The following is a 14,338-nucleotide window of genomic DNA, read 5'->3' on the forward strand; positions in this document are numbered from 1 at the left end:
ATGAATAAAAGGATTTTTTATTTTTCTTTTTCCAAATTTGATAGAGTAGTTTGCCATATTCTTGCACCCAACGATAAATCGTCGTATGAGAAACGTTAATGCCACGATCATATAAGATTTCTTGAACTTCACGATAGCTAAGGTTATAACGAAGATAGTAGCCCACGGCTACAATAATCACATCCTGCTGAAATTGCTTTCCTTTAAAATGATTCATCGTCATTCCTCCTGCTATCTTTTTCTATTATTCTACCTTATTTGATAGTAGATTTAAAACTTTGCAACAGAACCCTTTTGAATATGCTAAAATGAACTTAGTTTGAAAACGATACCGTTAGTTAGTCAAATCGATAACTAACGACGCATTGAGGAGTGCAAAATATGGCGAAAGTCACTAATTTAACTTTACGACATAAAGTGGTTTATTATCTCTACATTCGTAATTTTACTGAGGAAGGAACGTTTCGAGCAGTTATTCCAGAATTAGAGCGATTACGGGATTTAGGGATTGATATTATTGTCCTACAATCTATTTTTCCAACGACAGATATTGTGCAAGAACCTTATCAACACGGCAATCCTTTTGTAGTGAAGGATTTTGATCAAGTGAATCCGGAATATGGAACGCCTGGAGATTTCAGAGATTTGGTTGATGCGATTCATGACTTAGGGATGCAAGTTGTCATTAACTTACCATTATTTCACTTAGCCAAAGATTCGAAACTTGTCACTGAACAACCAGATTTCTTTTTAAAAGATGATGATGGTAACTTCGTAAGTCGAATTTCCTTATTTGATTCCTCTTATGATTTAAATTACAACAATCCAAAATTATGGGATTACTTAATCGAACGGTTAGAATATTGGGCAACGTTAGTAGATGGCTTCAGTACAAACCATGCGCAATTGATTCGACCAGAATTTTGGTCAAGTGCTCGTGCCGAAGTGGAAGATGTTCATCCTTACTTCTATTGGATTGCTGGCATTATGCCAGATGTTTTTATGCAAAATGTGCGAATTATTGGAATGCCTTACTTAACGTATCATGAATTATCTAGCTTTTTCGATTTAATCGATAATGGCGCTTATATGACTTGGTTAGAACGTTTTTATTCAGGTAAGGTTAGTCTAGAAAATTTTGCGTACTTTTTAAATTGGAGCGAGTTAAATTCGCCAACAACGCTCGTTCGTCTGCAAGCTTTAGAATACACTTATAGTGAACGATTAGCGAAACGTTGTCATGATGTCACAATGCTAGCTAATTGGACAGCATTTTCATTCTTCCAAAAAGGAACAGCTAGTTTAGTGATGGGGCAAGAATATGGTAGTGAAGAAGCTGTTAACTACTTGAGTGATGATGTCATTGATTGGACAGTTAAGCATGATTTAACACCACTGATTCACCAAATGGCTCAAATTAAGAAACGAGAAGAATGCAAAAACGGCTATTACTTTATTGAAGCCTACGATCAAGATGTGTTGAAATGTTCTTATCACTACTATGATCGCCATTTAATTGGAGCGTTTAAATTACGCCCTAACAGTACACCATCAGAAGTCCAAACCAATATTCCAGATGGAACGTATACCAATTTACTGACTGAAGATACTTTTACAATTAAAGATGGGAAATTCTTAATGGCTGATACGCCAATTATTATTGCTTATCAAGGAAAATTACCTGTGCCAACGCTAATGGATAAAGGAGAAACGTATGTATAAATTATTTGTTTTTGATATTGACGGGACATTGGTAAATGATGCGAAGGAAATTACGCCTAAGACGCATGCTGCTTTAGTGAAGTTACATGACTTAGGGTATCATGTCGTTATTAGTTCTGGCCGTCCTTTTCCAGGAGTGAAACGGGTGGCTGAAATGGTCGGTGGCGATTTAGTTCAATATGCAAGCTGTTTTAATGGCGGATTAATTAAAGATATCTACTCCCAAGAAACACTCGTGCAAAGTGAATTAGCTCCTGATGATGTCTTAGAATTATTAGATTTTGCGATTCAACATGGGGTAGACCCTCATTACTACAATGATGAGCATGTGCTAACACCTGTCGCACCAAAATTTGATTATATTCATGCGGAAGAAGATTTATCAGGACTATCAATGAAAGTGATGAATCCAGATGAAGAAGCGATTCATACGCCTAAATTGATGTTTACAGCACCTCCAGAAATTCTTGAACAGGCAGAAGCTCAATTGCCAGAAGACTATTATCAACGCTTCAGTATTGTGAAAAGTGAGCCGTATTTCTTAGAGTTTAATCCATTAGGTGTTAGTAAAGGAAATTCCTTAGCGATGTTAGCAGATAAATTAGGCATTAAACAATCAGAAGTGATGACCTTTGGCGATCAAAATAATGATTTAAGTATGATTGAATGGGCAGGTAAAGGTGTTGCCATGGGAAATGCGATTACGGATTTGAAAAATGTTGCTGATTATGTGACAGATACAAATGAAAATGATGGGATTGCGCAAGCCTTAGAAGAATTTGTGTTCTCAAAAGAATAGTATTACTACATGAGTTTTGATATACTCAAAATAAGACTAAGCGTATAAAGGAGCTTATATAATGAGTGAAAATATTAAGCAAGATGCCATTTCGGCAATTCGATTACTAAGTATGGATATGATTGATGAGGCAGCCTCTGGACATCCAGGTCTTCCTTTAGGAGCTGCTCCTATGGCCTATGTTCTATGGGCAAATCATATGCATCAAAACCCATTAAACAGTCAATGGCCTAACCGCGACCGTTTTGTATTATCAGCGGGGCATGGGTCTGCTATGTTATATAGTTTATTACATTTATCAGGTTACAATGTCAGCATTGACGATGTGAAAAACTTCCGTCAATACGGATCAAAAACGCCTGGACATCCTGAAGTTCATCATACTGATGGCGTTGAAGCAACGACTGGACCTTTAGGACAAGGGGTAGCTAATGCAGTCGGTATGGCAATGGCTGAACGTCATGATGCTGCTCGCTATAATACAGATGATTATCAAATCATGGATCATTATACATTTGCCTTATGTGGTGATGGTGACTTAATGGAAGGTGTCTCACAAGAAGCCGCTTCATTAGCTGGTCACTTACAATTAGGTAAGTTAATTATGTTATATGATTCAAATGATATTTCTCTAGATGGCGAAACCTCTCAAGCCTTTACTGAAAATGTTGGCCAACGTTTCGAAGCGTATGGTTGGGAACACATTTTAGTTAAAGATGGTAATGATTTAGAAGCTATCGATCAAGCGATTGCTCAAGCGAAAGCAACAACAGATAAACCAACCTTAATTGAAGTCAAAACAATTATTGGTTACGGTTCTGAAGATGAAGGAACTAATAAAGTACATGGTGCGCCTTTAGGAGCTGAAGGAAGCCAAGTTGTTAAAGATAAATTTGGTTGGGATTACGATAAATTTGAAATTACTGAAGCTATCTATAACCACTTTAAAGAAGTCATTTTAGAAGATGGTAAACAAGCTGAAGCCGAATGGAAAGAAACCTTCAATGCTTATGCTGAAGCTCATCCTGAACAAGCGAAAGAGTTCTTACGGGCATATTCTGGTGAATTGCCTGAAGGTTGGGATGCAGAATTACCAGTATACGAATATGGCGACGAAGCTAAGGCTTCTAGAAAAACGAGCCAAGCTGCTATTCAAGCTATCGGGAAAGCTGTTCCTGAATTCTGGGGTGGTTCAGCTGACTTAAGTTCATCTAATAATACGATGAATGATGCCGATAAAGATTTCCAACCTGGTCAATATGAAGGCCGTAATATTTGGTATGGTGTTCGTGAATTTGCGATGGGTGCAGCAATGAACGGTATTGCGTTACATGGTGGTTCTAAAACTTATGCGGGAACATTCTTCGTGTTCAGTGATTATGTTCGTCCAGCGATTCGTTTAGCGGCACTATCACAATTACCAGTAACTTTTGTCTTCACACATGACTCTATTGGCGTTGGAGAAGATGGACCGACTCACGAACCAGTAGAACAATTAGCTTCATTCCGAGCAATGCATAATTTAAATGTGTTACGTCCGGCTGATGGTAACGAAGTGAACGCGGCATGGCGAGTAGCGATGACAAGTACGGATCGTCCAACATTATTAGTTCTTTCTCGCCAAAACTTACCAGTACTAGAGCATACTCAAGAATTGGCAGATAATGGGGTGAAACATGGCGCATATGTCGTATCTCCAAGTGAAAAAGAAACACCAGATGGTATTTTAATTGCTACAGGATCTGAAGTCGCTCTTGCGATTGAAGCACAACAACAATTACGTGACAAAGGACAAGATGTTCGTGTGGTTTCAATGCCATCACAAGAAATTTTTAATGCTCAATCTGATGATTACAAAGAAAGTGTCTTACCAAAAGCTGTGACAAAACGTGTGGCTATTGAAATGGGCGCATCATTTGGTTGGGAACGTTACGTTGGTTTTGACGGTAAAATTATTGCTATCGACCAATTTGGTGCTTCTGGTAAAGGAGACGTCGTTCAAAAAGAATACGGCTTTACTCCTGAAAATATTGTTGAGACTTTCGAAACGATGAAATAATAAGGTTATCTTAAGAGGAGTCTTCTCATGAAGTTTTTCTTAGATACGGCGATCAGCATAACGATTTTTGATGCACATTTCTCTAAATTATGGGAACATACGTTAACTGATAAAGATATCGAAAACTTTATGACAGACTAGGAAACCTTTTGTTCTAAGAGGTAGAGGCGAATGATGGATTTAGAAACGATTTTTGCTAATTATCAACCAAAACCATTGGGAACAAAGCGTTTCTATGCTGTGATGATTCCTGTTATTGAAATTGCTGGAGAGCGCGTGATTCTATATGAATCGCGCGCTTATGGTATTTCTCAGGGAGGCGACACAGCGTTCCCAGGGGGACGTGTTGAAAAGGGAGAAAGTTTTCAAGCAGCAGCGGTTCGTGAAACAATGGAAGAATTTGGTGTTGCTAGAGAACAGATTCAGGTGCTTGGAGAAATGGATTATTTGGTTAGCCAAGGAAGTGTTGTGGCGTGTTTTGTTGCTAACATTCATATTTCATCACTATCGGAATTGATGCTTAATGAAGACGAAGTGGCGTATGTCTTTACAATGCCGATTCGTGAATTATTACAACAACGGCCAGAGAAATATATGTTGCGAGGCGAAGGGAAATTAGGACCAAACTTTCCTTTTGATCGCATTCCAGGTGGTAAAAACTATCCATTTAATCGAAAATTTAGACGTGTAATTCCTTTTTATGACGCCGGCGATCAGAGTTTATGGGGAATGACGGCACGATTAACAGAACGATTTATTGATATTATAAGAGAAGAGGCTATTTAGGGTGCAACGGACAGATACAAAACGACTCACTTGGTTAAGTTTACTTATTGCGTTATTGATTATTCAAACCTTTGTTCCAGGAATTGGATATATTCCAATTGGCCCAATGCAAGCAACAATCATTCATATTACCGTGATTATTGGGGCCATTCTATTTGGTCCTAAAGATGGTGCTATTTTAGGCCTATCTTGGGGGATTTTACGATTAATTAAAGCCTTCATTATGCCGGATGTTATGTCACCGGTGTTTATGAACCCAATGATTTCTGTCTTGCCACGATTTTTAGTTGGATGGTTAAGTGGCTTGATTTATGTCGCATGCAAGCGTAAAATAAACCCGCCTCTCTCTCAAGTGATGACAGGTGTGATTGGTTCATTAATTAATACAGTTGCGGTATTAGGTTTAATTTATGTTTTTGAAGCCGAATCTTATGCTGAAATTTTAAATATTCCTACCGCAGCTTTATTAGCAACACTTGGTGGTGTTGTAGCAACTAATGGAATTTTAGAGGCCATTGTGAGTGGTGTCTTAACACCAATCATTACCACACCTTTAACTAAAATTATTCAAAAAAATAAACGTTAATTGAAAGGGTTATTTCATGCAAGAAATCACGTGTAAAGAAACGCTAGCTGTCCAAACACATTTAATTTTACCGTCACATACGAATTCATTTGGCAATATGTTTGGCGGTCAGCTACTAGCATTTATTGATAATATTTCAGCGATTGCAGCCATGCGCGTGACCCGACATCGAATTATGACAGCAGCTTTAGATAATATGAACTTTATCAATCCACTACCTGAACGAAATTCTGTATGTCTAGAATGCTATGTTTCTGGAACAGGTACTCGTAGTATTGAGGTATTTGTTAAAGTATTAGGGGAAAATATGCTGAAACATGAACGGTATATTGCCGCAACTTCTTATCTAACGTTTGTTGTCGTGGATGACGATCCGGATTTTGAAATGCCACGTATTGTCCCTGAATCTGATGAAGAAAAATTAGTCTGTGAAGGGTACGAGGAACGACGTCAAGCACGTAAAATAAGTCGTCAAAAAGATAAAGAATTACAAGAACAATTGAGTACGGGGATTTTTTGGTTAGAAGATCATAAGAAATAAAGTTGACAAACCAAAGACCCTACGTCAGAATAGACATGAATAGATGTGTAGACTAGTATTTTTTGATGGGTTTAGCGAGTGTCTGGTTGGTGAAAAGACATCCCCGCTCAAAGAAGAACCTCCTACATAAATTGCTCTAATCCAGCACGGTAGGTCCGTTATCCCTGTTAAAGTGAAGTAAAGTAAGTAACATTATTTTATTTAATAAAGGTGGCACCGCGAGCATATCGTCCTTTGATTTGGATGATATGTTCTTTTTTTTATAGAGAAAGGATGAAAAATATGGAAAAAAAACCAGAAACCCATTTACAAGAAACTGACTTTTCAAAATGGTTTTTACAAGCGATTCAACAAGGGGATTTATTTGCTTATGGTCCGGTTCGCGGCACGATTATTTTTAAACCAGATGGCTATGAATTATGGGAACATTATCAAGAAGCTTTCAATAAAAAATTAAGAGCAGAAGGTATTCGTAATGCTTACTTCCCAATGTTAATCCCAGAAAGCTATTTCTTAAAAGAAAAAGACCATGTCGAAGGTTTTGCCCCAGAATTACCTTGGGTGACTGAAGCGGCAGGAGAAGAGCTGGAAGAAAAATTAGCGTTACGGCCAACGTCTGAAACAGTTATCGGTGGGGCGATGTCTGAATGGATTAATTCTTACCGTGATTTACCAATGGAATTAAACCAATGGGCGAATGTCTTCCGTTGGGAAAAACGGACCTTACCATTCTTGCGAACATCAGAATTTCTATGGCAAGAAGGACATACGGCGCATGCTAGTGAAGAAGAAGCCCGTGAACGGACAATGCGGATGCTAAATATTTATGCCGATTTATGTGAGAATTTATTAGCAATGCCTGTATATGCGGGACAAAAAACACCATCTGAACGTTTTGCTGGTGCGGTTGATACGTATTCAATTGAAGCGATGATGAAAGATACAAAAGCTGTTCAAGCTGGAACGTCACATTATATGGGCACTAATTTTGCGGATGCTTTTGATATTAAATATTTAAATAGTGATAACCAACATACGCTTGCTTATACAACTTCATGGGGAACATCTACTCGTTTACTTGGTGCTCTAATTATGACACATGGTGATGAACAAGGGCTTGTCTTCCCACCAAAAATTGCGCCAACTCAAGTGGTCTTAATTCCAGCAGGTAACATGAAGAAAAATCCTGACGTCTTAGATAAATTAAAAGATATCAAACGTGACTTACAAGATGCTGACTTACGCGTACGTTTAGATGACTCTAATAATTCTGCCGGATATAAATTTAATGATGCTGAAGTTCATGGTGTCCCATTACGGATTGAATTTGGTCCACGTGATATGGAAAACAATCAAGTGATGATTAAAATGCGTGATTTAGATGATAAAGAAGCGTTACCATTAGACGGTTTAGTAGATGCAGTAAAAGAACGATTAGATAAGATGCAAACACGTCTACTAGAAACGGCTAAAGAATTCCGTCAAGCACATGAACACTATGATATTGACACGCTAGAAGATCTACAAGCGCATATTGAAAAATGTGAAGCTAATGGTGAACGTCCTGGCTGGATTTTAGCTGGTTGGGATGGTACCGACGAATCTGAAGCAGCTATCAAGGAAGCAACTGGATTTACGAGTCGAAATATTCCATTTAATCCGCCAATGGAAAAAACAGTTGACCTTTATTCAGGAAAACCAGCGAAACATACCGTTTGGTTCGCACGTGCTTATTAAAAGAAATAGAAAAAGAGCCTCAAGAATTTCTCGAGACTCTGGTTCGTTAAACCCGATGGCAGTCGCCATCGGGTTTTTTATTAATCTTCATCATTATCAGGTAAAATTAAGTTTAAGACAATTCCAGTAATAGCCGCTAAAGCTGTGCCAGAGAAGGTAGCAAAACCTAAGTCAAGAACAGCACCACCTAGTCCTAACACTAACATAGCTGAGGCAATGATTAAGTTTCTTACTCGGTTAAAGTTGATACGTTCTTCGATTAAAACTTTCAAACCATTGCTGGCAATAACTCCATAAAGAAGGATAGACATACCACCTAGAACCGCATTAGGAATGGTTGTAATTAGTGCCGTAAATTTACCTAAGCAACTTAATAAGATAGCGAAGATGGCAGCGTTACGTAACACTTTAATACTAGCAATTTTAGTCATACCAATAACACCAGTATTTTCACCATAAGTAGTGTTAGCTGGACCACCAAGGAAGGCAGAAACGGCAGTTGCGACACCGTCACCAATCAACGTACGGTGGAGACCAGGATCTTTTAAGAATGGACGTCCAACAATTTCGCTTAATACGGTATGGTCTCCAATATGTTCAGAAATTGTCACAATGGCGACTGGTAAAATGGCTAACGCTTCAGGCCCGAAATAGAAATGATAAGAATCGAAAACGCCACCTGTTTCAAATGGTAAGTAGAATTCTGGAATTTGTAACCATGGTGCTTCCATAACTGGCGTGAAATCAACAATACCCACAAGAATGGCCACAATGTAACCACCGAAAATACCGACTAAGAAAGGCACGACTTTGATAAATCCTTTTCCCATCGTATTGACAAACGCACAGATTAGGAAGGTAATCGTCGCAACTAACATATTCCGCCAATCGCCACCTTCAACAAAGTCCGCATTGCTGACGGCAGTTCCGGCTAAACCTAAACCGATAACAATAATCATTGGACCAATGACTACTGGGGGTAGTAAACGGTCAATCCAACCGGTACCAATCCATTTCACTCCTAGAGCAACAAGAACGTAAATTAAACCGGTTAAAATAACTCCTGTTTGAGCAGCTGAGACATCGCCACCCATTTGTTCAATTGCATATTGCATCGCAGCAATAAAGGCAAAAGATGATCCTAAATAAACCGGCACTTTACTTTTCGTTGCGAATTGATAAATGAGAGTACCAACCCCACTACAGAATAGAGCCACAGAAACTGGCATTCCTAAAATTAATGGAACTAAAATTGTCGCTCCAAACATAGCAAAGATGTGTTGCACACTCATAATTAATCCTTTACCTAATGGTGGTGTATCTTCCGGATTATAGAGCATGTTGACCTTTTTAATATCTAAACTTTCCATTCGTGTCAATCTCCTTTTGGGCATACAAAAAAAGCCCTTAGTATTGAGAAGGACTTTTACACGCAAAAGTATGTGATTAACTTGCACTTTTCTTACCTCACGGGATAAGTTTAAAAGTCCTAAACTGGTAAGATTATAGCAAACACCTCGCTATCACGCAAGAGATATTATGATAAAATTCACAAACAATCTGTACTTTTAAAACTTATAAATAATGAAATCGTTTTATAAAAACCCTTTCATTATAAAACTAAAAGTGTTATACTTCATTTGAGGCAATCTTAACCTCTACTAGATTGCATCATCCTTTCATTTTTGTTTTTTCCTTTTTCACCCTCTCGAGATGGAGGGTGTTTTTTTATGTGTCTAACCTAAAGTGTTAGACCTTTTTTTTTGAGATTTAGGAATACAATAAATGTAAGGAGGAGAGGCTACTTTGAAAAGAAATCAATTAATCAAAAAAGTAGGACTAGGTTTATTAGTGGCATCATTATTAGGAGTGGCTAGTCTGTCGTCTACTGATTCAGCTAATGCCCAAGAAAATACTGGTTTTATGACGTATCAAATTCAATCCGGTGATTATTTATATAAAATTGGTAAGAAATTTGGCGTTAGTGTTGACCAATTGATGACTTGGAATCATTTAAAACCTGGTTATATGTTACATCCCGGTGATGTGATTAAAATTAAGACAGACAGTAGTGAAAATGATACGACTTATACGGTACAACCAGGTGATTCTTTATGGAAAATTTCGCAAAAATTTAATATGAGCGTTGCAGAATTGAAAAAACTCAATGGCTTAGGTGTTGTTTATATGCTTCATCCAGGAGATACGCTAAAAGTTATTGAACAGACGACTAGTGATGTCCCTGAGGATGCGCAACCATTACCAAAAGCAAATGCTATCCCTACGAATTTTGATTCTTATGTGGTTCAGCCAGGTGATTCCCTATGGAAAATTGCCAATCGTTTTGGTATTAGTTTAGGCGATTTAACCGCTTGGAACCAATTAGGATTACATCCTATGCTTCATCCTAATGATATTTTGACTGTTAAAACGGACCGATTGAATTGGGTGACCGATTCAAACAATACGGATGAATTAACCGGTTTTGCCTTCGATAAAATTCAACAAGCCAATGCTTGGAAATATTATGCCCCAGAATATACATATCAAGGAAAACGGATTGATAATGATACGGTCCAAGTCGATGTGTATGAAGACCGACCAGAACGGATTCTGTTAGATTCTAGTTATCGCTACAATAAGAAAACGAATATCCTATATAAAATGGATTGGGGAATGAACGAGTGGATAGCTCAATAATGGCTAACTTACTTAAATGATAAAAGTGTCAAAAAACCGAAGATAAGAACGTTGATATTTCAGTGTTCTTATCTTCGGTTTTTAGTTGATTATTAGTGATCGTCAGACTGACGATTTTTTTGAATATTTTTGACTTTATCAGGGGTAACGTCATTACCTTCAGGGTCTTGAACTTTCGTGTTTAGTAACACTTCTTTGAAATTACTCCGGAAACGTTTTAAATATTCTTGACGGAGTTTTTGTTGTTCTGCTTTTTCATCGTCAGTTAATGTGCCAGCTTTTTTCTTAGCAGCTAATTCATTAATCCGTTTAATCAGTTGATCCATATCCATAATGATAGGCTCCTTTCTTACACGTTTGTAGGTGGGCATCGATTTCTCGATACTGTTTGATTATAGCGTTATTAGTTATGTCATTTCAAGGTATCTTCATTATTGTTGGGTCTCTCAGCAAAAGATGAAGAATTGTTAAATGGTAAGGGGTTTGATAAAATAGGAACAATTAGAGATGAGTTAGGGAGGATTATTTATGCGGACTTTAGCGATTGATACCGCAACGCAATCATTAAGTGTGGCTTTACTAATAGACGGCCAACTAATTGCTGAGACAACGACTAATACACGAATTCAACATTCCACACAGTTACTACCTTTAATTGATAATTTGTTTTCAACCGTGAAATGGAAACCAGAACAATTAGAACAAATTATAGTAACTAGAGGTCCAGGTTCATATACAGGATTACGAATTGGAGTCACAGCGGCCAAAACGTTGGCACAAACTCTTAATATCCCATTATTTTCAGTATCTAGTTTAGAAGCTTTACTTCCACAAGTCGCTTTTGAAACTGGAAAAGTTGTTCTTCCTTTTATTAACGCTAGACGGCAAACAGTATTTGCTGGCGCTTATCGGTTAACAGCAGATGGGTACGAATGTCTTCTCCCTGTTCGTCATCAACGATTCCAAGATTGGTTAGATAAAGTAGCAACACTTGATATCGCTACTGACCAAATAGAATTAGTGAGTCCAGATACACATGAATTTAAAGAAGCCATTGTGCAACAATTCGGTGAGGACTTCTTTAATAAACAAGTGAAATTAGCGATTATCCATGCCAGTGATTTGCCTCAGTTACAATTACAAGCAGAGGATGTTGCCGTATTTATTCCTGAGTATGGGAAACTAGCCGAAGCTGAAGAAAACTGGCAAAGTGCTCATCCTGATCAGGCGAAAGAAGCGCAATCTTATGTGGAAAGAACTGATTGATTCCTTTTACCAATATGTGTTAACCAATTGGTGGGAAGACCCTATTTGGATAGGAACTTATTTACAATTTAATGCGGCAACTTATCATTTACCTTGTGGGAAAACATTAACGTTGAAGTTGTCGAATACGAATTATATTCGTGAAATGGTAGCGGTAGAAACAGCAGCTTACCATGGCGAGACGGCATGGGGAATGCGTGATATTTTATTTGATATGACCCATAATCTTCAATCGGTTTATATTCAAGGATTTATTGATCAACAACTGATTGGATTTATTGGGTTGCGTCAAGACGCTGATGATGTGCATATTACGAATATTGTGGTTCATCCTACGATGCAATCACAAGGAATTGGGCATATTTTTCTCTATGAGGCTCAATTTTTAGCCATTCAAATGCAACGACAACAACTTTCTTTAGAAGTGCGGTTATCGAATACACGCGCTCAATCGTTTTACAAACATCATGGGTTTGAGATTGTCGCGCAAAAGCCTCATTATTATAAACGAGGGCATGAAGATGCTTTGGTGATGATATGGAAATGGGGAGAACCACATGATTAGACAGCTAAATAGTGATGATTCTAAAGCTATTCACCAGTTATTTCTTGAGGCGTATAATGGACATTGGCAATGGTCTGAGATGGAGATTTCGCAATCATTCAATAAAAACTACTATTATTATTGGGGTGTTTATTGTGACCAACAATTAATTGGTGTGGCACAATTAACGCTCCTCTTTAATGAGGCGGAGTTGATTAATATTGCCATTCTCCCTACCCATCAACAACATGGGTTAGGCAAGCAATTATTACAAGCAGCTTTAGAACAACTAAAACAACAGGGTATGACACAATGTTTATTAGAGGTACGTGAATACAATCAACCAGCCAAAGTATTGTATGAAAAATTAGGATTTATAAAAATTGATCAACGTCCTCACTATTACACAGATACACAAGAAGCAGCCGATATTTATCAATGGAAAGGAAACGATGATGACAAAAATTTTAGCCATTGAATCAAGTTGTGATGAAACAAGTGCAGCAGTTATTGAAAATGGAACACAGCAATTATCGAATGTTGTGGCTAGTCAAATTAAATCACATATGCGTTTTGGTGGGGTAGTTCCGGAAATCGCTAGTCGCCACCATGTCGAACAAATTACGCAAATTGTTGATACTGCGATGGAAGAAGCCGATTGTACTTGGGATATGATTGATGCGATTGCTGTGACGCAAGGGCCGGGGTTAGTTGGTGCTTTATTAATTGGAATAACAGCTGCCAAAACACTAGCCTTTGCTCACCACAAACCACTCATTCCCGTCAATCATATGGCAGGTCATATTTATGCGAATCAATTGGTGCAACCAATGGAATTTCCTTTATTAAGTTTAGTCGTGAGTGGGGGACATACCGAATTAGTTTATATGCCTGCTGATGGCGAATTTGAGGTAATTGGTGAAACACGTGATGATGCCGTAGGGGAAGCCTACGATAAAATTGGTCGGGTCTTAGACTTACCTTATCCTGGCGGTAAAAAAATTGATGAAATGGCGCAAGAAGGTGAAGATGTTTATGACTATCCTCGTGCCATGATAACAGAAGAAAATTATGATTTTAGTTTTAGTGGACTAAAATCAGCTGTAATTAATCATTTACATAATGCTGAACAACGGGGGGAACAATTAGAACCTCAACATATAGCGGCTAGTTTCCAAGCAGCAGCTGTAGATGTGTTAGTGGAAAAAACGCTACGTGCTTTAAAAGAATATCCAGTGAAACAATTACTCGTTGCAGGTGGTGTAGCAGCTAACTCTGGGTTACGTCATGATTTAAAACAACGTATGGCAACAGAAGCACCTGATGTGGCGCTCTACTTTCCGCCATTATCGTTGTGTGGTGATAATGCAGCGATGATTGGAGCAGCTGCTTATCATTTATATGGACAAAAAGTTTATGCCGATTTAGATTTAGATGCTAAACCTGGTTTGTTATTAGGATAATAAAAAGTAACCCTCAAATGTCGTTTTCAAAGACCACATTTGAGGGTTAATATTTTATGATATTTTAAAAGGCGACTCCATGGCTAACCGCAAATGTTCACACCCTTTGTAGTCGGGTTCGAAAAAGCAGCCATG

The 14,338-nt window shown here is 38.0% G+C and carries 14 protein-coding genes, 1 pseudogene and 1 other annotated feature; of the genes and pseudogenes, 12 read left to right on the plus strand and 3 right to left on the minus strand.

All coding sequences use genetic code 11. From position 1 onward, the window contains the following. Positions 1–217, minus strand: a pseudogene (locus tag B8955_RS05580) (IS6 family transposase); the annotation flags it as partial. Positions 218–381: 164 nt separating this feature from the next. Here B8955_RS05580 and B8955_RS05585 point away from each other — a divergent pair. The 7 genes from B8955_RS05585 (at position 382) to proS (ending at position 8,230) form a co-directional block, all read left to right on the plus strand. Further along, positions 382–1,722, plus strand: a complete 1,341-nt coding sequence (locus tag B8955_RS05585; RefSeq protein WP_084099254.1) for an alpha-amylase family glycosyl hydrolase — start codon at positions 382–384, stop codon at positions 1,720–1,722. Then, positions 1,715–2,521, plus strand: coding sequence for a Cof-type HAD-IIB family hydrolase (locus B8955_RS05590; protein WP_084099255.1), 807 nt, complete (start codon positions 1,715–1,717; stop codon positions 2,519–2,521). The genes B8955_RS05585 and B8955_RS05590 overlap by 8 nt, the downstream gene beginning before the upstream one ends. Before the next feature lie 61 nt (positions 2,522–2,582). Then, positions 2,583–4,580 (plus strand): transketolase, encoded by a 1,998-nt coding sequence (gene tkt, locus B8955_RS05595; RefSeq protein WP_084099256.1) that lies wholly within the window; start codon positions 2,583–2,585, stop codon positions 4,578–4,580. Positions 4,581–4,751: 171 nt separating this feature from the next. Beyond that, positions 4,752–5,366 carry an NUDIX hydrolase gene (locus tag B8955_RS05600; RefSeq protein ID WP_084099257.1) on the plus strand — a complete coding sequence of 205 codons (615 nt, stop codon included), beginning with the start codon at positions 4,752–4,754 and terminating at the stop codon, positions 5,364–5,366. 1 nt (position 5,367) lies between these two features. Then, complete coding sequence (locus B8955_RS05605; RefSeq protein ID WP_084099258.1) at positions 5,368–5,952, plus strand: ECF transporter S component; 585 nt, start codon at positions 5,368–5,370, stop codon at positions 5,950–5,952. A 16-nt stretch (positions 5,953–5,968) separates the two neighbouring features. After that, a complete protein-coding gene (locus B8955_RS05610; RefSeq protein ID WP_084099259.1) occupies positions 5,969–6,493 on the plus strand; it encodes an acyl-CoA thioesterase in 525 nt (174 codons plus the stop codon). Between the two features lie 39 nt (positions 6,494–6,532). Then, positions 6,533–6,731 (plus strand) — a binding site (T-box leader). A gap of 44 nt (positions 6,732–6,775) precedes the next feature. After that, positions 6,776–8,230, plus strand: a complete 1,455-nt coding sequence (gene proS / locus B8955_RS05615; RefSeq protein ID WP_084099260.1) for a proline--tRNA ligase — start codon at positions 6,776–6,778, stop codon at positions 8,228–8,230. A gap of 80 nt (positions 8,231–8,310) precedes the next feature. On the opposite strand, the gene B8955_RS05620 is transcribed toward proS, so the two are convergent. Continuing rightward, entirely contained in the window at positions 8,311–9,600 is a 1,290-nt protein-coding gene (locus B8955_RS05620) for a uracil-xanthine permease family protein (RefSeq protein WP_084099261.1), read from the minus strand. Between the two features lie 436 nt (positions 9,601–10,036). Here B8955_RS05620 and B8955_RS05625 point away from each other — a divergent pair, with 436 nt between their 5' ends. Further along, a complete protein-coding gene (locus tag B8955_RS05625) occupies positions 10,037–10,930 on the plus strand; it encodes a LysM peptidoglycan-binding domain-containing protein (protein ID WP_084099262.1) in 894 nt (297 codons plus the stop codon). A gap of 92 nt (positions 10,931–11,022) precedes the next feature. Here B8955_RS05625 and B8955_RS05630 read toward each other — a convergent pair whose 3' ends face one another. Further along, the gene (locus tag B8955_RS05630; RefSeq protein WP_084099263.1) at positions 11,023–11,262 is read right to left on the minus strand and encodes a DUF896 domain-containing protein; all 240 of its coding nucleotides are present in this window, start codon (positions 11,260–11,262) and stop codon (positions 11,023–11,025) included. Positions 11,263–11,458: 196 nt separating this feature from the next. Between B8955_RS05630 and tsaB the strand changes: the two genes are divergently transcribed. The 4 genes from tsaB to tsaD are packed head-to-tail and all read left to right on the plus strand — an operon-like array spanning position 11,459 to position 14,203. After that, positions 11,459–12,196 (plus strand): tRNA (adenosine(37)-N6)-threonylcarbamoyltransferase complex dimerization subunit type 1 TsaB, encoded by a 738-nt coding sequence (tsaB, locus tag B8955_RS05635; protein WP_084099264.1) that lies wholly within the window; start codon positions 11,459–11,461, stop codon positions 12,194–12,196. Beyond that, positions 12,177–12,761 (plus strand): ribosomal protein S18-alanine N-acetyltransferase, encoded by a 585-nt coding sequence (gene rimI / locus B8955_RS05640; protein WP_084099265.1) that lies wholly within the window; start codon positions 12,177–12,179, stop codon positions 12,759–12,761. The genes tsaB and rimI (B8955_RS05640) overlap by 20 nt, the downstream gene beginning before the upstream one ends. Beyond that, on the plus strand, positions 12,754–13,218 hold the full coding sequence (gene rimI, locus B8955_RS05645; protein ID WP_084099266.1) for a ribosomal protein S18-alanine N-acetyltransferase: 465 nt from the start codon (positions 12,754–12,756) through the stop codon (positions 13,216–13,218). The genes rimI (B8955_RS05640) and rimI (B8955_RS05645) overlap by 8 nt, the downstream gene beginning before the upstream one ends. Further along, positions 13,196–14,203: a tRNA (adenosine(37)-N6)-threonylcarbamoyltransferase complex transferase subunit TsaD gene (gene tsaD / locus B8955_RS05650; RefSeq protein ID WP_143238412.1), complete on the plus strand. Its 1,008-nt coding sequence runs from the start codon at positions 13,196–13,198 to the stop codon at positions 14,201–14,203. Before rimI (B8955_RS05645) ends, tsaD begins: the two co-directional genes overlap by 23 nt. Positions 14,204–14,338: the final 135 nt, after the last annotated feature.

Origin of the sequence: Aerococcus suis, assembly GCF_900176325.1 — a bacterium.
Classification (GTDB): domain Bacteria; phylum Bacillota; class Bacilli; order Lactobacillales; family Aerococcaceae; genus Aerococcus; species Aerococcus suis.

What these genes read in the sequence shown, in the direction of transcription:
- B8955_RS05585 (WP_084099254.1), top strand. Translation starts at nt 382, where the DNA reads ATGGCGAAAGTCACTAATTTAACTTTACGACATAAAGTGGTTTATTAT.
- B8955_RS05590 (WP_084099255.1), top strand. Translation starts at nt 1,715, where the DNA reads ATGTATAAATTATTTGTTTTTGATATTGACGGGACATTGGTAAATGAT.
- tkt (WP_084099256.1), top strand. Translation starts at nt 2,583, where the DNA reads ATGAGTGAAAATATTAAGCAAGATGCCATTTCGGCAATTCGATTACTA.
- B8955_RS05600 (WP_084099257.1), top strand. Translation starts at nt 4,752, where the DNA reads ATGATGGATTTAGAAACGATTTTTGCTAATTATCAACCAAAACCATTG.
- B8955_RS05610 (WP_084099259.1), top strand. Translation starts at nt 5,969, where the DNA reads ATGCAAGAAATCACGTGTAAAGAAACGCTAGCTGTCCAAACACATTTA.
- proS (WP_084099260.1), top strand. Translation starts at nt 6,776, where the DNA reads ATGGAAAAAAAACCAGAAACCCATTTACAAGAAACTGACTTTTCAAAA.
- B8955_RS05620 (WP_084099261.1), bottom strand. Translation starts at nt 9,600, where the DNA reads ATGGAAAGTTTAGATATTAAAAAGGTCAACATGCTCTATAATCCGGAA.
- B8955_RS05630 (WP_084099263.1), bottom strand. Translation starts at nt 11,262, where the DNA reads ATGGATATGGATCAACTGATTAAACGGATTAATGAATTAGCTGCTAAG.
- tsaB (WP_084099264.1), top strand. Translation starts at nt 11,459, where the DNA reads ATGCGGACTTTAGCGATTGATACCGCAACGCAATCATTAAGTGTGGCT.
- rimI (WP_084099265.1), top strand. Translation starts at nt 12,177, where the DNA reads ATGTGGAAAGAACTGATTGATTCCTTTTACCAATATGTGTTAACCAAT.
- rimI (WP_084099266.1), top strand. Translation starts at nt 12,754, where the DNA reads ATGATTAGACAGCTAAATAGTGATGATTCTAAAGCTATTCACCAGTTA.
- tsaD (WP_143238412.1), top strand. Translation starts at nt 13,196, where the DNA reads ATGACAAAAATTTTAGCCATTGAATCAAGTTGTGATGAAACAAGTGCA.